The organism is Halobacillus sp. ABD4_316 (assembly GCF_056161385.1).
On sequence record NZ_JBSWZA010000004.1, the window covers coordinates 261628 to 282189 of the forward strand.

The 20562-nt window shown below is 50.0% G+C and carries 23 protein-coding genes, 1 pseudogene and 1 riboswitch; of the genes and pseudogenes, 12 read left to right on the forward strand and 12 right to left on the reverse strand.

Going from position 1 to position 20562, the window contains the following annotated elements; translation table 11 throughout:
- Positions 1–19: 19 nt before the first annotated feature.
- From ACXAJH_RS16500 to ACXAJH_RS16510, 3 genes are all read right to left on the reverse strand, one after another.
- The gene (locus tag ACXAJH_RS16500; protein ID WP_474967940.1) at positions 20–436 is read right to left on the reverse strand and encodes a DUF3021 domain-containing protein; all 417 of its coding nucleotides are present in this window, start codon (positions 434–436) and stop codon (positions 20–22) included.
- Positions 433–891, reverse strand: a complete 459-nt coding sequence (locus ACXAJH_RS16505; RefSeq protein WP_474967941.1) for a LytTR family DNA-binding domain-containing protein — start codon at positions 889–891, stop codon at positions 433–435. The genes ACXAJH_RS16500 and ACXAJH_RS16505 overlap by 4 nt, the downstream gene beginning before the upstream one ends.
- Before the next feature lie 143 nt (positions 892–1034).
- Positions 1035–2201, reverse strand: a complete 1167-nt coding sequence (locus ACXAJH_RS16510) for a PucR family transcriptional regulator (RefSeq protein ID WP_474971805.1) — start codon at positions 2199–2201, stop codon at positions 1035–1037.
- Between the two features lie 200 nt (positions 2202–2401).
- Here ACXAJH_RS16510 and ACXAJH_RS16515 point away from each other — a divergent pair, with 200 nt between their 5' ends.
- The 9 genes from ACXAJH_RS16515 to fdhA all read left to right on the forward strand — a co-directional run bounded on the left by ACXAJH_RS16515 (position 2402) and on the right by fdhA (position 11062).
- Positions 2402–2683, forward strand: coding sequence for a YhdT family protein (locus tag ACXAJH_RS16515; protein ID WP_474967943.1), 282 nt, complete (start codon positions 2402–2404; stop codon positions 2681–2683).
- Positions 2680–4146 carry a sodium/pantothenate symporter gene (panF, locus tag ACXAJH_RS16520; protein ID WP_474967944.1) on the forward strand — a complete coding sequence of 489 codons (1467 nt, stop codon included), beginning with the start codon at positions 2680–2682 and terminating at the stop codon, positions 4144–4146. The genes ACXAJH_RS16515 and panF overlap by 4 nt, the downstream gene beginning before the upstream one ends.
- A gap of 13 nt (positions 4147–4159) precedes the next feature.
- Entirely contained in the window at positions 4160–5389 is a 1230-nt protein-coding gene (locus ACXAJH_RS16525) for a M20 family metallopeptidase (protein WP_474994582.1), read from the forward strand.
- Positions 5386–6444 (forward strand): tartrate dehydrogenase, encoded by a 1059-nt coding sequence (locus tag ACXAJH_RS16530; protein ID WP_474994584.1) that lies wholly within the window; start codon positions 5386–5388, stop codon positions 6442–6444. Before ACXAJH_RS16525 ends, ACXAJH_RS16530 begins: the two co-directional genes overlap by 4 nt.
- A gap of 15 nt (positions 6445–6459) precedes the next feature.
- A complete protein-coding gene (locus ACXAJH_RS16535) occupies positions 6460–7206 on the forward strand; it encodes an SDR family NAD(P)-dependent oxidoreductase (RefSeq protein ID WP_474994585.1) in 747 nt (248 codons plus the stop codon).
- Positions 7207–7214: 8 nt separating this feature from the next.
- Complete coding sequence (locus tag ACXAJH_RS16540; RefSeq protein ID WP_474994586.1) at positions 7215–8663, forward strand: aldehyde dehydrogenase family protein; 1449 nt, start codon at positions 7215–7217, stop codon at positions 8661–8663.
- A 63-nt stretch (positions 8664–8726) separates the two neighbouring features.
- Complete coding sequence (locus ACXAJH_RS16545; protein ID WP_474994587.1) at positions 8727–8870, forward strand: hypothetical protein; 144 nt, start codon at positions 8727–8729, stop codon at positions 8868–8870.
- A gap of 183 nt (positions 8871–9053) precedes the next feature.
- Entirely contained in the window at positions 9054–9680 is a 627-nt protein-coding gene (locus tag ACXAJH_RS16550) for an FMN-dependent NADH-azoreductase (RefSeq protein ID WP_474994589.1), read from the forward strand.
- Positions 9681–9847: 167 nt separating this feature from the next.
- On the forward strand, positions 9848–11062 hold the full coding sequence (gene fdhA / locus ACXAJH_RS16555) for a formaldehyde dehydrogenase, glutathione-independent (RefSeq protein ID WP_474991398.1): 1215 nt from the start codon (positions 9848–9850) through the stop codon (positions 11060–11062).
- Between the two features lie 77 nt (positions 11063–11139).
- Here fdhA and ACXAJH_RS16560 read toward each other — a convergent pair whose 3' ends face one another.
- The 5 genes from ACXAJH_RS16560 to ACXAJH_RS16580 form a co-directional block, all read right to left on the reverse strand.
- Complete coding sequence (locus tag ACXAJH_RS16560) at positions 11140–12609, reverse strand: sodium:solute symporter family protein (RefSeq protein WP_474994591.1); 1470 nt, start codon at positions 12607–12609, stop codon at positions 11140–11142.
- A complete protein-coding gene (locus ACXAJH_RS16565; protein ID WP_474967952.1) occupies positions 12610–12831 on the reverse strand; it encodes a DUF3311 domain-containing protein in 222 nt (73 codons plus the stop codon).
- Positions 12828–14438, reverse strand: coding sequence for an amidohydrolase (locus ACXAJH_RS16570; RefSeq protein ID WP_474994593.1), 1611 nt, complete (start codon positions 14436–14438; stop codon positions 12828–12830). The genes ACXAJH_RS16565 and ACXAJH_RS16570 overlap by 4 nt, the downstream gene beginning before the upstream one ends.
- A 13-nt stretch (positions 14439–14451) precedes the next feature.
- Positions 14452–15687: a hydantoinase/carbamoylase family amidase gene (locus tag ACXAJH_RS16575; protein ID WP_474971797.1), complete on the reverse strand. Its 1236-nt coding sequence runs from the start codon at positions 15685–15687 to the stop codon at positions 14452–14454.
- 154 nt (positions 15688–15841) lie between these two features.
- Entirely contained in the window at positions 15842–16591 is a 750-nt protein-coding gene (locus ACXAJH_RS16580) for an MBL fold metallo-hydrolase (protein WP_474991401.1), read from the reverse strand.
- Positions 16592–16710: 119 nt separating this feature from the next.
- Here ACXAJH_RS16580 and ACXAJH_RS16585 point away from each other — a divergent pair, with 119 nt between their 5' ends.
- Positions 16711–17118 (forward strand): Lrp/AsnC family transcriptional regulator, encoded by a 408-nt coding sequence (locus ACXAJH_RS16585; RefSeq protein WP_474967956.1) that lies wholly within the window; start codon positions 16711–16713, stop codon positions 17116–17118.
- Here the strand turns inward: ACXAJH_RS16585 and sda are convergent.
- On the reverse strand, positions 17105–17326 hold the full coding sequence (gene sda / locus ACXAJH_RS16590; protein WP_474967957.1) for a sporulation histidine kinase inhibitor Sda: 222 nt from the start codon (positions 17324–17326) through the stop codon (positions 17105–17107). The genes ACXAJH_RS16585 and sda overlap by 14 nt on opposite strands.
- Before the next feature lie 10 nt (positions 17327–17336).
- Positions 17337–17420: riboswitch (cyclic di-GMP riboswitch) on the reverse strand.
- Between the two features lie 261 nt (positions 17421–17681).
- Here sda and ACXAJH_RS16595 point away from each other — a divergent pair.
- Both ACXAJH_RS16595 and ACXAJH_RS16600 read left to right on the forward strand, forming a co-directional pair.
- Positions 17682–18773 (forward strand): diguanylate cyclase, encoded by a 1092-nt coding sequence (locus tag ACXAJH_RS16595; RefSeq protein WP_474994594.1) that lies wholly within the window; start codon positions 17682–17684, stop codon positions 18771–18773.
- A gap of 222 nt (positions 18774–18995) precedes the next feature.
- A pseudogene (locus ACXAJH_RS16600) lies at positions 18996–19160 on the forward strand (IS5/IS1182 family transposase); the annotation flags it as partial.
- A 206-nt stretch (positions 19161–19366) separates the two neighbouring features.
- Here ACXAJH_RS16600 and ACXAJH_RS16605 read toward each other — a convergent pair.
- From ACXAJH_RS16605 to ACXAJH_RS16615, 3 genes are all read right to left on the reverse strand, one after another.
- A complete protein-coding gene (locus ACXAJH_RS16605; RefSeq protein ID WP_474994596.1) occupies positions 19367–19528 on the reverse strand; it encodes a Spo0E family sporulation regulatory protein-aspartic acid phosphatase in 162 nt (53 codons plus the stop codon).
- A 76-nt stretch (positions 19529–19604) separates the two neighbouring features.
- Entirely contained in the window at positions 19605–20063 is a 459-nt protein-coding gene (locus ACXAJH_RS16610; protein WP_474994597.1) for a DMT family transporter, read from the reverse strand.
- A gap of 12 nt (positions 20064–20075) precedes the next feature.
- Positions 20076–20504 carry a DMT family transporter gene (locus ACXAJH_RS16615; protein WP_474994599.1) on the reverse strand — a complete coding sequence of 143 codons (429 nt, stop codon included), beginning with the start codon at positions 20502–20504 and terminating at the stop codon, positions 20076–20078.
- Positions 20505–20562: the final 58 nt, after the last annotated feature.

The following is a 20562-nucleotide window of genomic DNA, read 5'->3' on the forward strand; positions in this document are numbered from 1 at the left end:
TTATGTGCAACTGTTTTGTTTAATCATAAAGCTGGTCGAGGCTTTCGTTCATATCTTCGGCTTCATTTCGATAATAAAAGTAGAACCCTGTCCAGATGCCGGCATAGATGATGAGGAACACAGCTGTGAATATAAGAAAGCTTCCTAAGTTCAAGGACAGCCAGCCGGCGTAAATCGCCAGTGGGAAATAGCCGATGGTCACTGTGATAAAGTGAAGAATCGTCTGTTGGAGCAGAGTGAGCGGCTCGATTTCAAAGTACAGGGGACTGACAGCAAACAACCATCCGGCAGCCATGGCGGCCAGGGAATTTTTTACGAAGGCAGCGCTGTCGAGCGTCGGGGTGTTACCAAAAAAGATCAGGGTATAAACGATGATCGTGGATAAGAAAGCTCCGAAGAAAATACCACCTGCACTTCTGATAAGAAATGTTTTCATCTGCTGTCCCTCCTGTTCATATTCAGCATCTCCTTGATTCTCCCCACATAGTGCCTGGATGCGTATTCCTTTTCTCCTGATTTGAAATACACGCAGAGGGTGCCGTTAAAAGAAGGCTCAAAGCGGCTCATTTCATAGATATTGGCGAGAACAGACTTGGAGATCCTTACAAACCGCTGGGAAGGGAGGGAGCGTTCCAGTTCATAGAGTTTGTCCTTAACCTTGAAGGATGCGTCTTTGGTATAAGCGAACACGGCCTCATCCTCAGACCGGAAAAATTGAATATGTTCCGGCTTTAAAATGTGCTGGCTTTCCCCGCTTTTCCCGACAACAAACGCCTGCTTTTTTTCGTGGAGGAAATCAAGGATCTCCTTCACGGTGTCATCAACGTGACTGCAGTGAATCGTAATGCTCGTTTCCGGATGGTTTTCATCGACATCAATGTTCACTTTCATGGCTCACCAATCCCTCCTGACGTTTTGGATCTGTTTCTAGTATACGCGTGGTTTCCCAGTTCTGTAATCATCATACGGTCCAGCCGCTGTTTTGGAAAGGTGAGGGGTGGATAGGAAAAGGTGACATGCAAAAAGGTCCGCTCTCAGGAGCGGACCGGGCTTTGTATGTACTGCCACCCGAGAAGAGCCATTTCCAGGGCGATTCGCTGATCGGATCGGAGGAAGTGGGAACCAAGGATTTCTTCGAGTTTCTGAATTCTGTGGTAGAGCGTCTGCCGCACGATGAAAAGACGTTCAGCGGTATCCTTCTTTGATCCATAGCTTTCCAGATAGGCACGGAGTGTCTCAAGAAGATCGGTATCATGCGCCTCGTCATAGGCAAGCACATCCCCCAGTGTATCTTGAATGAATGATTCAAGGCGGCCTCGTTTATCGTCCTCTATGATCAGCCGCCACGGGTGGAGTTTCTCATAGAAGGGAATCTCAAGCTGAAAAGCGGCCTGGATGTGGGCGGCTTCTTGTGCACAGCGCATGGCAGGAGTGATTTCTGATAGATTTGTAAACAAAGGCCCGCAGCTGATGGTATGATACATACTGCGCACTTTTTCCTTCATTGCCTGCAAGGACTTGAACAGACGTTCCGGAACTTGTTCCTTTCGTTCATCCAGAAGCAGGAGGACGAGTTCATCACGATTCTGCACGGTCAGAGGGTGAAAGCCTTCTTGTTGAAAAAAAGATTGGAAAATGTCCCGCTGGTAGGGGATGCTGTCATCATATCCGGTCAACAAACACGGAATGCCCCAGGCCCCGCGGCTTCCCATGGTTTTCTTAAGATAGGGCACCGCCTCTTTTTCAGTCATGGAGCCTTCGAGCCAGCGGCTGACCCAGTTTTCCTGGCGGGGCATGAGCCTTGAGGACTGAAGGATCAGCTGGTTGATATCTTTGGAGATATCGATAAACCGGACCTCCTGATTAAACACGAGAACGGGAAGGTCATGGTCGTCTGCCAGCTGCAGGAGTGGGGATGGAAGATGGGTGATGTAATCGCCGAGTTCTATGCAGAGACAGGTCACTTTTTTTTCGATAAGCTGTTCAAGGAAGGAACGGGCATGCTGCAATTCCTTTCCCCATCCGATTCCTGTCGTCATGACACATTCGCTGCCATGCAGCAGGTGTTTCACTTTCGTCAATTCAAGAATGTGCGCCCAGGAAACGGCCTTCTGGAGCCCGCCGCGGCCGGCCAGGATGGACGCATGCTTGAACTGGGGGCGCTTCAGCATATCGTGAACCGTAAACATCATCGTGGACATAGAAAGAATCAGCCTCCTGTATGTTTTTACATCATGTACATGGGTTGATGCTGAGAATTGCCCTGATGTCTAATGTGTTCCTTACTATTCCATGCTAGGATTAATAATAATCTTCCAATTCAAATATATCTGAAAATTATGGATCGGAAAAGGGTTATATGGCGAAATAGGTTGTAGGTAATAGATAAAGGAGGATCTATATGAAACAAAAAAAACCGTTTGAGGAGGACCCTCGGTACCGGGTGGCGGACAGGGAAGCGCTGATCGGCGTTGGTCTTGTCATCCTCAACTTTCTCATGTGGTTCGGCTCAGCGTACGGACTGGGATCAAAGCCGGTATCCGAGTACAATTACATTTTCGGTCTTCCGGACTGGTTCTTTTACAGCTGTGTTGTAACCACTGTGGTTATCACTCTTCTCGTTATTCTGGCTGTGAAATATTTTTATAAGGAAGTTCCGCTGGATGAGGAGGATGAATCATGAACTGGGCTGTTGTCGTACCTCTTTTAGTTTTTCTCGTTATTATTTTCTGTATCGGTTTTTACGCTTCGAATCATTTGAAGACGACATCCAATTTCCTGCAGGAATATTTCCTTGGCAGCCGGCAGCTGGGCGGTTTTATCCTTGCGATGACAATGATTGCTACATACGGCAGCGCGAGCAGCTTTATCGGCGGACCTGGAGTTGCCTATACGATGGGACTCGGCTGGGTGCTTCTGTCCATGACACAGCTTGCTACAGGATATTTCGTCTTATCGGTGCTTGGTAAGAAATTCGCCATTATGGCAAGGAAGATCAAAGCTGTCACCCTGATCGATTTCCTGAAGGAACGCTATCAGAATAAGTGGGTCGTCATTTTGTCAGCGATCAGCATTATCCTGTTTCTGTTTTCAGCTATGGCGGCCCAGTGGGTGGGCGGTGCCCGGCTGATTGAATCGCTGACGGGGCTTTCCTATACAGCAGCCTTATTCATTTTTGCGGTATCGGTCCTTGTCTACGTCATTATCGGAGGCTTCCGCGCCGTAGCGATTACCGATACCGTCCAGGGCGTTGTCATGTTCTTCGGGACGCTGGTCATTCTGATAGGGACCATCATTGCAGGAGGCGGAATCGGTCCGATTATATCTGACCTGGCAGCAGAGAATCCGAATCTGATTTCGCCGTATGGTGCTGATCAGTCTCTCACACCGCTCTATGTATCATCCTTCTGGATTTTAGTAGGTGTTGGTGTCGTCGGTCTGCCCCAGGTGGCTGTCCGTGCCATGTCTTATAAAAGTTCAAAAGGGATGCACAGGGCCCTGTTGATCGGAACCGTTGTCGTAGGGTTCATTATGCTCGGCATGCACTTGACGGGGGTATTTGCCCGGTCCGTGCTTCCAGGCATAGAAGTGGGAGATACGGTCATGCCGAGAATTGCGATGGAAGTGCTGCCGGCCTGGCTTGCCGGAATCGTTCTGGCCGCACCGATGGCCGCGATCATGTCAACGGTCGACTCCCTGCTGCTGCTGGTCAGCTCCGCTGTCGTTAAGGATGTGTACTTGAATTATGTGAAGCCGGAGGCAGACGACCGCACGATTAAGAAAATCAGTATCGGTGTCACGACCGTCATCGGTCTGCTCGTATTTGCCATGGCCGTTAACCCGCCCGAACTGCTGATCTGGTTGAATTTATTCTCCTTCGGTGGATTGGAGGCGGCCTTTATCTGGCCGGTGATTATGGGCCTGTATTGGAAAAAAGGCAATGCAGGCGGAGCGATGGCCTCGATTATTACCGGGGTCGGAAGCTATATTATATTCCATTCATTCATGCCGAATGCTTTTGGAATGCATACGGTTGCTATGCCGGTGCTGTTGTCGTTCGCTGCCTATGTCCTTGTCAGTCTCATCACGATGAAACATCATGCCAAGGTTCAGGATGAAGTCATTACCAAACTATGGAGTGCATAGAGGAGTGGATGAAATGATCTTGATTGATGAAAAAGCACGTGTGGAGCGCGATACAAAAGAAGTGGTCGATTTGACGCAGGCGCTTGTAAGGATACCAAGTGTCTACCGTCCGGGGGTAAAGGATGGGAACGAAGAAAAAACCGCTCACTTTGCTGCTGCGTATCTGGAGCGGATGGGACTTGAAGTCCATGTAGAGGAGGCAGCGCCGGGGCGTCCGAATGTCATCGGAATTTATGATACCGGAAAGCCGGGGAAAACCTTGTTGTTTGAGGGTCATACCGACGTCGTTACAGAAGGGGATCCTGCTCGCTGGTCATATGATCCGTTCGGGGCTGAAATCGTCGAAGGCCGGATGTATGGCAGAGGCACCAATGACACAAAAGGCAACCTGGCCTGCGCTATCACCGCAGTTCACTCTTTGATTAAGGACAAAGAATCGCTGACTGGAAAAATCATTCTCTGTATTCCATGTGATGAAGAAGGCATGATGATCGGCATCAAGCATTTTATTGAAAATGGGTGGGCGAGCGGTGTGGATGGCGCTGTCATTTGTGAACCGGAGGAAAACCAGCTTTGTACCGCTCAAAAAGGAGCGATGAGGATCCAGATTGATGCTTACGGCCGGCAGGCGCATGGAGCGATGCCGCTCTCAGGCTTAAATCCGAATACAAGAATGGCACAAATCATTGTCGCTCTGGACCAGCTTGAGCAGAGAGAAAAGGAGAGAACCGGCAGACATGAACTGCTGGGATGGCCGAGCATTACGCCGACGATCCTGCAGGCACCGGTATCCGGGGAGCCTCAGATCAATGTTGTGCCTGAACAGTGCAGAACAACGCTGGATATCCGCACGATTCCAGGACAGGATCATGAGGCGTTAAAGCAGGATATTCAGCAGATTCTCGACCGGACGATGGAAGGGGATGCCGGGTTTCATGCAGAAATGGAAGTGCTGGAGGAACGTCCGTGGACGAAGACCGACCGGCAGGATCCTGTCGTGACCGCAGTGGCGGAAGCTTACAAAAAAGTAACAGGAAAAGAGCCGGTGTACAACGGCGTGCCCGGGGCCACCGACGGAACGTTTCTACACCTTGCCGGCATCCCGATTTTGACCACGGGTGGAGGAGACCGGGAAGTTCCACACCAAGTGGATGAATACATTGACATCTGTGACCTTGTTGAAACGACCCAGTTGTACCGTCAGACGGCGCTTGAATTTCTTGAGGAGCCGAAAGAGTCATGAAGCTTGCAGTCATGGCGGGGGACGGCATAGGTCCGGAAGTGATGAATGAAGCGCTTAAAGTGTTGAATACCCTGTCTTCTCTGGATTCGGGGTTTCAACTGGAAATGGAAGAGCTGCCATGGAGCAGTGCCTACTATATGGAAACCGGTCGGATGATGCCTGAAGGGGCCCTTGATTATTTACAGCATTTCGATGCGATCTTATTTGGAGCCATCGGAGACGCCCGGGTACCAGATGAAGTGACCATCTGGGATTTGATCATGCCGATCCGTAAGCAGTTTCAGCAGTACGTCAACGTACGGCCGGTGAAACAATTGAAAGGGGTTGCTTCTCCGCTGTACAGGAGAGACCCGATTGATTTCGTCGTCTTCCGCGAGAATGCGGAAGGAGAATACTCCCACATGGGCGGCCGTATGTATGATCGGACGGATCAGGAGATGGCGGTACAGACGACGGTCATGACGAAGGCCGGGATTCGGAGACTGAGCGACTATGGTTTTGCCTACGCGAGAAAGCACGGAAAGAAGACCGTTACAAGCGCCACGAAATCCAATGCCATCATTCATACGATGAAGCTGTGGGACGATGTCGTCCGCGAAGTTGGACAGCAGTACCCGGATATTCAGCTCTCCTCTGTTTATATTGATGCGCTGGCGGCCTACTTTATTAACCGTCCGGAATCTTTTGAAGTTGTTATTGCATCCAATCTATTCGGGGATATATTAACAGATCTCGGGGCAGGACTTGTGGGCGGCCTCGGCTTATCACCTTCAGCAAACTTGAATCCGGAAGGCCGTTTCCCATCCATGTTTGAACCCATCCACGGGTCAGCCCCGGATATATCAGGAAAAGGCATGGCCAACCCTGTTGCCCAGATCTGGTCGGCGGCATTAATGCTGGAACATAACGGACGGCCTGATTTAAGCGACATGGTGATGAATGGGATGGAGTCTGTTCTTGCGGAACAGGACATACGTACACCCGACCTTGGTGGAAAATCAAGTACGGCAGATATGGGGGACGCCATCATTCGTGCCATCCATGCCCAGACCTAAAGGAGGAATGTTGAGGTGAGAGTCAAAGATAGACATTTCATTGTAACCGGTGCTTCCGGAGGAATGGGACAGGCGGTCATTTCCAGATTGATGGACGAAGGGGCGTCTGTAACCGCTGTGGACCTCCGCTGTCGGGACATGGAAGATTTGAAGGATAGGGCCTTTCAGTTTGTTGAGGCGGATTTGACGAAGGAAGAAGACGTGAAGCGTGTGGTGGATTCGGCAGCTGCATATTCTGAGCGGATTGATGGCATCGTCAACGCTGCCGGGATGGCCCAGGCTGCAGCTCCTCTTGAGGAAGTCACGACGGAATTCTGGGATGCCATTATGAATGTCAATGCCAAAGCGGCCTTTCTCATGTGCCGGGCCGCTGTTCCTTATCTGAAAAAACAGCAGGGCGGAGTTATTGTGAATGTTGCCTCCATTGCCGTTGAACGGGTGAGACCCGGCCTCAGTGCCTACATTGCTTCCAAAGGAGCTGTGACGGCTTTTTCGAAAGCCCTTGCTATTGAGCTTGCTCCTCACAGCATCCGGGTCAACGTCATTCACCCCGGTCCGTCTGATACCGGTATGCTCGGGGAATTTGTCCAGCCCGGAGAGAATATGGATGATACAAAGAGGGAGGTGTTTCAGCAGTCTGTCCCACTCGGGAAGCTGATCGACCCTGATGATATTGCCCATGCCGTCGTATACCTCGTTTCTGATGAAGCACGTATGACGACCGGCGGTGTTTTTTCCATTGATGGCGGCCGCGGATTATAAAGGGGGAAATGAATGTGCGCATACTTAAGAACTTAATCAATGGTGTCTGGTCAGAACCTTCTGCCGGTGCACGGATGGATATACATAATCCTTCGACTGGAGAAGTGATCGCCGATGCTCCCGCAAGCAGCAAAGAGGATATTGATCTGGCCGTATCGGCAGCAAGAAATGCTTTTAGTGCAGGAGACTGGCCGTTGGTCAAGCCCTATGAACGTGGACAGATGCTTATGAGAGTGGCTGAAGTAATCAGGGAGAATAAAGAGTCGCTCGCCCGTCTAGAGACGATTGATACGGGAAAGCCGATTTCACAGGGAAGGGCGGATGTGGAGGCAGCGGCCCGTTATTTTGAGTTTTATGGGGGAGCCGCCGATAAAATCCACGGGGAAACGATTCCGATTGAACCGGGGGTGCTTGACTACACCCTTCGTGAGCCTGTGGGCGTTACGGCTCACATCATTCCTTGGAACTATCCGCTTCAAGTGGCCTCGAGAAGCTGCGCAGCCGCTTTAGCTGCAGGCAATACGGTCGTCATGAAGCCGGCGGAACAGACGCCTCTGACTGCTGTAGAGCTTGGGATGATTCTCCAGCAGGCAGGCTTTCCTGAAGGAGTCGTGAATATCGTCCTTGGAGAAGGACACACCGCAGGGGCGTCCCTTGCTTCTCATAATGATATCAACCACGTCACTTTCACAGGATCGGTGCCGACCGGGACGAAGGTGATGAAAGCTGCCGCAGAAAATATCGTCCCTGTGACCCTTGAGCTTGGAGGGAAATCTCCGAACATCGTATTTCCGGATGCCCCGCTGGACGAAGCGGTCGAATGGGTGGTCAAATCGATCATTCAAAATGCCGGCCAGACATGCTCCGCAGGTTCCCGCCTGCTCGTTCATGCGGACTGCAGAGCTTCGTTCGTAGAGAAGGTGATCCATCGAATGAACCATTTGAGCTTGGGACCTGGAGAAAGCGACCCGGATATCGGTCCGATTTTATCCGAGCAGCAGTGCCGGCGGATTGAGGATTTTATGAAGAAGGTGGAGGCAGATGGGGGGACGTTTCTGCTTGGTGGTACACGTGCGCACGTCTCAGAGGCACCTGGAGGCTGTTATTTCAAGCCGACGATTATCGACGGTCTGCGGCCTGAAAGTGAGATAGCCCAAGAGGAAGTGTTCGGCCCGGTCCTCTCTGTGTTCACCTTTGAAACGGATGAGGAAGCGGCTGATCTTGCCAACAGCACCGAGTATGGACTTGTCACGGGTATTTGGACGAAGGATGTATCCCGTGCCCATAAGCTGGCGGAAAAAGTGAAGGCTGGGCAGATTTTCATTAATAATTACGGTGCCGGCGGTGGGATACAGATGCCTTTTGGCGGTTACGGCAAGAGTGGTTTTGGCAGAGAGAAGGGGCTGGAAGCTTTAAGAAACTATACACAACTGAAAAACATCGCCTTGAAAATGTAAGGGCTCTGTATAGCCCGCTCTTCAAGCACGCATGCTAACAGAAATGCAGAGGAGGCGTGCCGCATGAAGGATGCACCTTATCATTACGATGGAAGTGTTCAATCAAAGGAAAAGTATGAGCAGCCGGAGGAAGTTGTGATTCCAAAGGACGTCAGCCGTCATCTTTCCGGTAATCCATATGTGAATCAAGAGGACGAATCGTTGTAAGAAGAAACTTCATAAAGTTGGCCCCAGCCTGTAGAAAGCTTCTGTTTTCCTACAGGCTGTTTTTTATGCCTTGGAGTGATCATTCCGCTCTTCTTTCCATAATTTATTGCTTCTCGGTTGTAGTAAGTTTCCTTCTTTGCTGCACACTAATGAGCATCAGAGAATGGAAAGGAACGATGAACCATGGCTGAAGTGCTGTATATAACCGCCCACCCTCATGATGAAACTGCTTCTTACAGCATGAGTGTCGGCAAGGCATTTATCGAGCAGTATAAAACCGCAAACCCAGAAGATACGGTTACGCCGATTGATTTGTACAAGGAGTCCATCCCTCACATCGATGCGGATATTTTCAGTGGCTGGGGGAAGCTGCAGTCCGGAGGTGAACTCACCCCGGATGAGAAGAGAAAAGTGTCCCGCCTGAAGGAATTAAGTGATCAGTTTACGAGCGCTGATAAATATGTCTTTGTAACACCGATGTGGAATTTCTTTTTTCCACCGGTTATGAAAGCTTATATTGATTCCGTAGCAGTGGCAGGAAAAGCTTTCCAATACACAGAGGAAGGTCCTGTTGGTCTGCTGACGGATAAGAAAGCCTTCCATATCCAGGCGTGCGGTGGTATTTATTCTGAAGGCCCGGCTGCAGGAATGGAAATGGGGCATCGGTACCTCAAGACTGTCATGCAGTTTTTCGGTATTCCCTCGATTGAAGGGTTGTTCGTTGAAGGGCATGCGGCTATGCCTGACAAAGCCGGGGAAATAAAGTCGACAGCTGAAGCGAAAGCCAAGGATGCCGCAGAAATGTTCTAAACCTTCAAGATCCGCTGGACAGGCGGGTCTTTTTTTGTGAAAAAATGACAGAATATTGTTTTAATTATGGGTGAAATGGGAAAATAATACATGTTATATCTTTAAATCATGTCACGAAGCTCAGCAGTCGACGCTTAAGGGAGTTTATTATTTTGAGGAGGAACGCAATGGCTACAAACAACCGGGCGGTAGCGTACACAGGAAATGGCGGCGTAACGGTCAAGGAAATCGAATTCCCCGAACTTGTCCTGAAAGATGGACCGGGTGTGAATCCGAAGAATGTCGGGCGCAAGTGTGAACATGGAGTCATTTTAAAAGTCGTCTCCACCAACATCTGTGGAAGTGACCAGCATATGGTCCGCGGACGGACGACGGCACCGGAAGGACTCGTGCTCGGCCACGAAATTACAGGAGAAGTCATTGAAACAGGAAGAGATGTCGAGTTTGTCAAAAAAGGGGATCTGGTATCTGTACCTTTTAACATTGCGTGCGGGAGGTGCCGCAATTGTATTGAAGGGAAAACCCACATCTGCCTGCATGTGAATCCCGACCGACCTGGCTCGGCGTACGGTTATGTCGACATGGGGGGATGGGTAGGCGGCCAGGCGGAATATGTGATGGTGCCTTACGCAGATTTTCAGGTTCTCAAGTTTCCGGATAAAGACGAAGCGATGGAGAAAATCCTTGATTTAACGATGCTCTCGGACATTTTTCCGACGGGATTTCACGGCGCCTATAAAGCGGGTGTGAAAATGGGTTCCACTGTATATATCGCCGGCGCGGGTCCTGTCGGCCTGGCTGCTGCTCACTCCGCCCAGCTTCTCGGTGCGTCCGTTGTCATCGTCGGTGACTTGATTGACGAACGGCTGGCGCAGGCGGAGAGCTTCGGCTGTGAAACGATCAACGTTGGTAATCATGACAATATCTCTGAACAAATCGAACAGATCCTCGGTGTCCCTGAAGTGGATGCGGCTGTAGACTGTGTCGGTTTTGAAGCTCACGGCCACAACCATCAGGAAGCACCGGCAGCGGTCTTGAACTCCATTATGGACGCAACAAAAGCAGGGGGCGGACTCGGGATTCCTGGTCTTTATGTAACAGAGGATCCCGGGGCCTCTGAGGAAGATGCACGGCGTGGACTGCTTAAGCTCGATTTCGGGCTAGGCTGGGCCAAAGCGCAGTCGTTTGCGACCGGGCAGACGCCTGTCATGCAGTATCATCACGGATTGATGATGTCGATATTGAAAGGAAAAGCCGACATTGCGAAAGCGGTCAATGCCACCGTCATTGGTCTGGATGAAGCCCCGCGCGGCTATGAGGAGTTTGATGGGGGAGCCGCTAAGAAATTCGTACTGGATCCCCATAATCTGATCCGTACGTAAAAATGAAAACGCATCCCTCAGTGGAGAGGGATGCGTTTTTTATGAGATAAAAAAGCTGGACATCTGTTCTGCAGCTGTCAGGATCCGACTTTGCGGTACTCTTCCGCCATCGGAAGCTCCTTTCCTTGTGTGAATCCGCTGATGATGACGACAAGACCGATGTTGCAGATCAGGCCGAGGATGCCTGGGTTAATATCCAGCGGTGTAGTCGGTGCGACGAGCTGGAAATAATAGTTCACGACTGTACCGGTGATCAACCCTGTAATGACCGCGGGTTCTGTGACTTTTTTCGAATAGAGCGCTCCGTATACGCCCGGGGCGAACTGGACGATCGATCCGTATGCACCGAGCAGGAGGGCAATCAATCCTTGGCCTCCAAAAACAGTAATTACATAGGCGAGTCCACCAATGACAAACACACCGATCCGCATGATTAAAAGGGTGGTTTTGGAGGAAAGATCACGCTTGATATTCTTTACAAACCCGTCGGTAAATTCGAGGGAAGCGCTGTGAGTGATGGCATCGGCTGTACTCATGGCTGCTGCCAGGGCACCGGCTCCGACAAGGCCGTACACCCAGCCTGGCAGGGTAAGGACCGTCGTGATCAAATAAGGGAGAATTTCGTCGGGTGATCCGATTTGGGACGGATCAATGACATTGACAGCTGAAAATCCGACAAACAACAAAGGAATCAAGAACAGGGCGAATACAGGATAGACGAGTACCGTCTTCTTTATCGTCCGCGCTTTTGTGGCATAGGATTTAGAAAATAAATGCGGCCACATAAGAAAGCCGATGGTGGAAACGAGAATCGTCGTCGTATAAGCCATCGCACTCATCGTCGATCCTTCGGCACCGATCTGAAGGAAGCCCGGAGCGGTCTCTGTTAAATTCCTGAACATATCAGGAACACTGCTGTGCAGCTGATTCACAATCGTCAATCCGACCGTCCAGGAAATGACGATCATGAGAATGCCCTGGAAAACATCTGACCAGGCGGCAGCCCGCAGACCGCCGGTCGCCACATAGACGACGACAATGCCGTAGGACAGCAAGGCACCGAGCCAGAAAGGAATACGGCCCTCAGTCATAATGCTGAAGATATAGGCCATGCCTTTCATCTGAGTCGCCAGATACTGGATCGAAGCGAGCAGAGCGATGATTCCGATCATCATGGCCAGTATGCGGCTGGAATAACGCAGCTGCATGAAGCCGGCGACGGTATAAATGTTATGTTTCCGTCCGATCCGGCCGATTTTCGGACCGATAATATACCACGGTAAAATAGCAAAAGCGGTGTAGGTGATGATATAAAGCGCTGGAGCCCCCCGGGAGAAAGCCCACCCTGGAGCCCCGAGAAAGGAGAAGGCACTGAAGACGGCTCCTCCCATTAAGAACCACATGACGAAAAGACCGAGATTTCCTTTAGCTGTCGTGAATTCTTCCAGAGACTGCTTATCCTGATTGCGGCCGGCAAGCACACCGATCAATAAAGCGATCACGAGATAAGCAATCATCATAATCATTGCAATCTGCCACTGAGCCATTTACTGGACCCCCTTTTCGTCTTTGTCCGGATCCAGACGGTAAAGGAATAGTACAATGACAAAGGTGATCAAGATCCAGAAAATCACCCAGAATACCGAGAAGGGGAGGCCCATAATGAAGGGGGTCTCCCGGTTCCCGATGGTGAAAAGCGGGAAAACCATCAACAGGAAAGGAATGCTTAATGAAAGGCAGTAAATTTTTATAAAACGTTGTTTACTCAATAGACGTCCTCCTTTTGCAATGTATATACGGTTTTTCCATTCAGGGTGGTGTTTTCCACCTGTATGCCGGGAAGCTCGGAAACAGGACAATTCATAATGGAACGATCGAGGATAATAAGGTCGGCCGCTTTGCCTGGTTCCAGCGTTCCTTTCCTGTGTTCTTCATGCGAGGCGTAAGCGCCGCCCCACGTATAAGCCCGGATCACTTCCTCAAGTGGAGAGGCCTGGTTTTCTCCTATGATCCGGCCGCTTTTACTGCGCCTGGTAACCGCTGCATACAGACCGTAAAAAGGATTTGGAGTGGTAATCGGACTGTCGGAACCAACGGCGTATGGAATGTGTTGATCCGTATAGCTTTTTAATGGGAACATATGGTTGATGCGTTCTCCGTAATCATGCTCATAGCCGTCGCCGAATTCATAGAGGAACGATGGATTCGGAATTGGAACCGCTCTGGTATTTCGAATCCGTCTGACGAGGTCGGAAGGTGCAATTCCTGCATGCTCAATCCGGTGGCGCGGGGAGGATGCTGGTGCATGATCGAGCGCTCGCTCAATGGTGTGCAGCATCATATCCACGGCTTCATCGCCCATCGCATGAGCGGTGATCTGCCAGCCACGATGGTGGGCCTCCAGAAGTGGTCCGTCCAGTTGATCCTGGGAGAGGTATAACATTCCTCTGTCTTCGGGGTCGCTGTTATAGGGGTCTCTTGTTCGGCAGGTAGGACCGCTGCTGCTCCCATCGATAAACAGTTTCGCGGGTCCAATTTTGAACCATTCATCCCCAAGGCCTGTTGAAATGCCGCTTTCCAGTCCTGCGCGGACCATTTCCGGAGCGTTGGACAGGGAACCGTACAGTGCATAGATGCGCTGCTTCACGATGCCTTTCTGGACAGCCTGCTGTAAATAGCGGATATGCTTCGTCCCATAACCGCCGGCGTCATGAACACTTGTAATGCCGTAGGATAAAAAGTCCTGAGAAGCAAGCGCCAGTCCGTGAAGTACCTCTTCTTCGCTGTAATCGGCGTGCTGAAAGACAGTCATATGAGCGGCTTCCAGCAGCAGGCCGCTCAACTGTCCGTCGATTTTGTGGTAAGACCCGCCCGCCGGATCTGGAGTGGAATCCTCGATTCCTGCCATCTCCAGGGCTTTGCTGTTTACGCAGGAGATATGCCCGCACGTCCGCACGACTATGATCGGATGGGAGGTGGACACTTTGTCCAAGTCCCACCTCGTTAGATGCCGGTTCTCAGCCAGTTCGTTTTGATTGTAGCCCCATCCCCGCACCCAGTGACCATCCGGGGTGTTTCCAGCCCTTTCTTTCAGTGCCTTCAGAACGTCAGGAATCGTCGGGGGTTTTTTACAATTGACACCGAGGGCATTTGTTCCGTAAAGCTCGAGGTGGGCATGAGCGTCAATGAATCCGGGCATGAGCGTTCTGCCCTTCAGGTCGACAACCTCTGTATGGGCGCCGGCGGTTTTCATGATTTCGTCGTTCGTTCCCGTTGTGAGGATGCTATCCCCCTGGACGGCCAGGGCCTCATACACATGGAAATGTTCGTCCGCTGTGACAATTTCTCCGTTCATAAAAATTTTGTCTGCCTGCATACGTGCCACCTTTCTAAGCTCCGGAAATTTCCACCGCTGTATGATAAAGCAGCTCCACACCTTTTTGTAAATCTTCCATTTCTGCGTATTCCAGCGGGTTGTGGCTGATCCCTTTTTCACAGCGGACGAAGATCATGCCGTAATCACTGATATAGGACATAAACAAGGCGTCGTGAAACGGACCGCTCATGAGGGTTGGAGATTGATAACCAAGCTCATCATCGTGTTTTTTCATAATCTCTTTAATCCAGTCCGCGCAGTAACGGGGATCACTCTTGGTATCTTCTGTAATGGAGTACTCGAGGTTGTGTTCTTTACTCGTTTTCTCAATTAATTGATAGAGTTTTTCTTCCAGGCGGTTTCTCGCGTCCAGGTCGATGTCCCTCAAATCAATGGTGAACTCGACCTTTTCGGCAATGATGTTTCTTGAATTCGGGAAATTCTGGATGCTTCCGACCGTTCCTACGGTATTTGGTGTTCCTTCCCTGCGGACAAGTTCATTGAATTCTTTTGTAATGATGGCAGCCCCGAGCATGGCATCCTGTCGTAAATGCATCGGTACAGATCCGGCATGGCCGGCGAAGCCTTCCAGAGTCACCGTAAGCCAGATCGGCCCGGAGATGGCTGACACGATGCCTACAGGCTTATCCTTTGATTCAAGGACAGGCCCCTGTTCAATATGAAGCTCTAAAAAGGCTTCAATATCGCCCGGCTTGTAGACGGGACTTTCCGATACATCCGGTTCGACACCGAATTCCCTTAAAGCTTCGAGCCGGGTCATCCCGGTTTTATCTTTCCGGAGTATCTCCCCTTCCTCGAGCTGGCCGATGAGGCCGCGTACACCAAATACACCTTTGTTGAATCGGGAACCTTCTTCATCAGCAAAGCAGATCACTTCTATCGTGCGAACCGGCTTTATGTTTTGCTCTTTCATTGTATGTACAACTTCAATCGCTCCAAGAGCTCCGGCGGTCCCGTCAAAACGGCCCCCGTACGGCTGGGAATCAATGTGGGACCCCATCATGAGAATAGGCTGATCAGGCTCGGTGCCCTCCATACGACCGATCAGATTGCCGAAACCATCAATCCTTGTCGTCAGCCCGGCTTCTTCCATCCATCCTTGTACGACATCAACCGCTTTCCGGTCATCCTTGGAATGGGCGAGCCGGTTGACGCCCGTTTCTCCAATTTTTCCGATCTCCGCAAGTGTCATGAGATGGTCTTTATACCTGTCCTGATTGATCTGCAACAATCATCGCCTCCTTTGTTTTTATCACTATATCAACATCTGAATTGTCTGACAATTAACATAACGTAAAACGATGTTGGATAATGGTGGAAGTTGTGGCTGTTCTTTTTGTCAGGCATAAAAAAACCCTCCGGCAGGTCCGGAGGGGAAAGGATCAAAAGGTGAGCGTCTCGCCATCCTCAGGGATGTGAATAGACGGATAACCGCTCGTATAAGACTTCAACTCTTCTCTCGTTAACAGGCAGTGGTTCAGGGATTCCATGTGCACAGCGAGAATCTCAGACTCCGGTGCCGCCTGGGCGGCAGCTGTGACATCTTCTTTCGTCATCGTTATCGGCCCGCCCTCTAAAAATTGAGCGGCACCCGCGTTCACGACGATCACATCAGGACGGCGGGAGGACAGCGTCTGTTCGACTTCTTCATACCAGACCGTGTCCCCGGCAATATAAAGACTTTTTTCACCTTCTGCTTCAAAAAGGAGACCGGACACCTTTCCTGTCATAGCTGTCATTTCTTCCGACCCGTGCCGTCCCGGGGTACGGGTAATGCGGATCCCTTCCATATCCACGCCATTTTGGAAGGAGTGGACGTGGGTGAATCCGGCGTCCTGCACCGCACTCACATCTTCTTCATTTTGAGCGAACAGGGGCGTTTGCTTGGGGAGAACGTCCTTTGCTTCCTCATCAAAATGATCAGGATGAAGATGAGTGATGAAGACAGCGTCCACATCGGTCAGACTTTGGGCATCGACAGGCAGGGGGGCGGTCGGGTTCCTTAAATCCTGATGGGGCGTATCCGGGAAAGCCGGCATGGCTCCCTGTGAGGAAAGGAATGGATCGATTAAAAAGGTTTTTCCTCCATAGCTCACCAGTAATGTTGCATTTCGAATCAGCTTGATTTTCATAAAGGCTTCCTCCTTTTATCTCTGTTGACAATAGCGTACTATGAAGGGAAATAGGAGTACACCATATTAATCAAGTGTTTGGCTGAAAAGAGTTGAAATATGAAAGGAAGGCAGAAGTCATGGACAAAACGGATGAGAAAATTATAGAAGAGCTGAAGAAAGATGGCCGGATGACGATGAAGGAGCTGGGTGCACATGTCCATCTCACAGGACAGGCCGCAGCATCAAGAGTCTTGAAATTAGAAGACGAAGGGCTGATTGAATCCTATACCGTCCGCGTGAACGAAAAGAAGATGGGCTATCCTGTCCACTGCTTTTTGAATATCTACACAGACAGCCTGAATCATCAGCCTTATTTTACATTTCTCGAGAACCATCCATCATTCGTAAGGAATAATTATAAAATCAGCGGGGAGGGGTGCTATTTATTGGAATGCCGTTTTCCTTCCAATGAGGTCCTGGATGAATGGCTGGTAGAACTCAATCAACGGGTGAGCTATAAATTATCCATTGTCATCCGTAGCTAGAGGAGCATTCAATGGAGAACCCCCTGTCTTTCAACTCCCTGCAGATAAGGGAAAGGAAGTCTTGATCCAGTCCCATCTCAGCAGCCTGACGGTAGGTCAGAAGGAGAAGGGGGTCCGACAAGGTCTTGATCGACGAAGCGTTCAGGTGAACGAAGTGGTTTTTGTTATCGTCGCTGCTTTCCATAGGACGCGGGGGTGTTTTACTCATGGTTATGCCTCCTGAGCGGAGCCGGTTGCACTACTCACTCCCTGTGATTCAAGTGCCCACATTAGAAATCACAGTTCATCGTGTCTCGTTTATTTTATTTTGATACGTATACCCTTCCTTTCACAAAAGGAAACGACCTGAACCGCAGAATCTGTTTCTTATAATCGTCGTTGTTTATACTCTATTATTACCACAAAATGACTGATTTTGTAATAGGAAGAAAGACCATAATGTACAGGTTTGTACATGTTTTGTACATCTTCTTTTACATAGGGGGGACAATTTTCATAGACAAATCTGTTAGGAAATGTCGATAATAGAACAAAGGGATGCAAAAAGGAAAAGAGGGATAAGAGTGTTTGTGATCATTCAGGAATTTTTTATTAATATCTGCATCGTCATTGCCCTCGTTTTTATGTATCTGCAGTTTCGATGGACGAAGCTGCTGCCTGCGGTTTCAAAACAGAACAGTCAGTGGATCGACGGGGTGGCAGGCGGATTGCTTGGCATGCTGCTGATGTACTTTTCCATACAAGTGACTGAGCAGACGATTATCGATCTTCGTCACCTCCCGGTCATCCTTCTGATTTTATACATAGGCATCCGCCCGGCTTTGTTGAGTGCTGTCATTATTGCTTCCGGACGTTTGTTATACGGGGTCAATCTTTCTTCAATGGCCGCTGTCATCTTAATGATTTTCTTGTTCATCGGTTATATGTGGCTGTACCGGAAGCTTCATCACAGGGAGAGCCCGCTCGAATCCTCCTTTCAAATGCTGCTCTGGTCGAACATCGTCTTTTCGATTGTCATTTCCTTGGTGGTCAGAGACTGGGGCACACTGCAGTTTCTCATTCCCATCTACTGGCTGATTTCATTTATCGGTGGGATGCTGGCTTCCTACCTCGTCCATTACCTGCGGAGGTCTCATTATCTTTTTAAAACGTATGAAGAGCAGTCATCCGTCGATTATTTGACGGGATTATATAATGTAAGGGAGTTTGACCGCCTCTGGAACGATAGTGTGAGGAACGCCGTGGAAAAAGAGGAAGCGTTGACCCTGCTTGCCATCGACATTGATTTCTTTAAGCGCGTGAACGACACCTATGGGCACGCGGCGGGTGATGAAGTGCTGCGCCAGCTGGGGAGCACCTTGAATGAAATAACCCGATCCTTTGATATCGTATCCAGAAACGGTGGAGAAGAGTTCACCGTTATCCTTTTGGACTGCAGCAACGAAGCCGGCAGGGCGAAAGCAGAGAAAATTCGGCGAACGGTAGAACATCAAGCGTTTCTCCTGCCTGATGGAGAAAAGATTTCCATTACGGTCTCTATTGGGGTGAGTACATATCCTGACCATGTGTCGACAGCGAAGGAACTATTGGAAAAAGCGGATGAGTCGTTATATGAGGCGAAACACTCGGGGAGAAATAAAGTCATATCTGCATGAAAAAGGATGCCTGTGTCAACCTGTTAGAGTTGACCATTTGCCATGTAAAGGGTCACCGCTTATCGGTGGATGAATGCCGCGGGCACGCCCTCAGCTGACTTGGTCAGGAAGGTCGCCTCCCCAAGTGGATCTTCGGCCCGTGCTGTTCCCGCAGGCATCACCACTGAACGCTCCTCGTTCCGACGCTAGAATAGAGAGAAGAGAGACTGTGCCCTATGCAGGTTCGCAGATTCAAAAGAACGGCATGGGCTGCGCTATGGCCGCTTGCGTGGAAAACAAAAAGGGAAAGAACAGGCGCCGATGATGGCTGCCTGCTGGAATATGAAAAAGATTGTCCTCCATCCAACAAGGGTGAGCGGGGTAAAGGAGAGTCTTTATCGATGTTAAAGAACTCCCAAGGAGCGGTGCCCCTTCCACTCCTGCGGAAGAACGAGTGGTCCGAGATCGCCGAGCGTGGGTGTTGCGAGGAAGCTCGGGCCCTCGTCCGCGGAAAGGGAAGGGGCTTTCGCTCCTGGCGGTAAGAAAGAAAAAAGCTTGTAAAGAAACAGGGGTTTCTCTACAAGCTGAGGATGCCTGTGAGTCAGGCATCCTTTTTATTTTGTTATTTGTTCTAAACGATTTAACAGGTCATCAAGCTCCTGGGAGATTTTGAGGAGTTCTTCATAGCTGCGTCCATCTTCATAGGCTTCATACATTTCAGCCCGGACGCCTTCGATCTTTTCATTCAGGTTTGACAAAAACGTTGTATTCAGCATAAGAGACCTTCCACTATAGTGGAAGGTCTGATTCATAGTGATAGATTATACAGAAGGTTACAAACTTCTACAAATTTTATGTCCCTTTGATCTGTTTTTTATCGGCTTTATACATCAGCCAAAGGGCGGCGGTTAGAAGGGCGAATGTTGTGATACGCTCTCCGTCCAGGGGAATTCGAAGCCCGCCGAACCATCCGAAGTGATCGATCAGCATTCCGGTGCCGAGCTGTCCGATGATGGTGGCAATGTTGGTGGCCATGACACCGATCTGTGGAACAGCGAGGACGGTCAGAAACATGTAACCGACACCGAACCACACGGCGCTCAGCTGCCAGGCGGGAGCCTCCAGAATTTTCATAACGTCGCCGCCGCCAAAGAAAAGGACGAGCAGAGCAAGCATGAGAGCCCCTGTTATAAAAGTGAAAAAGGTCGTTTCATACGTGCCGGATTTTCTGCTTAATGCTCCATTGATGGAGCTTTGTGAACTGAGTAGTGTGCCTCCCGCCACGGAGGCTGCGAGAATGAACAGGCCCATAAGAACCCTCCTTTAATAAATGAGAAACAGTGAAATGGTCATCAGGACGACAGCAAAGATTTTTTCTTTAGGAACAGGAGCAGCCCGGCTTCCGAGCCATCCTCTCGATTCAATCAGCAGACTCATAAGCAGCTGTCCGACAATGACGCTGATCATGGCCGCGCCGACACCTACAACGGGGATGGCAAAAATTAAAACCGTCAGATAGATGATACCCAGCAGTCCACCGGTCATCTGCCACCGGGGTGCTTCGGCTGCGGCAGAAAGTCTTCCTTTACCAAAAAAGAGTACAATAAGTCCAAGTATGATGGATCCGGCTGCGAAATTATAAAAGCTGCTTTCAAGTTTTCCAATGGTCTTTCCGAGTTCTCCATAAACAGCTCCTTCGATACTGAGGGAAATGCCTGCCATCAGAGCAATGAAATAAATCCAGATTTTCATAGGAAAAGTTCCTCCTTTGAACTCATATCTACATATCTAAAATTATCGATATATAGGT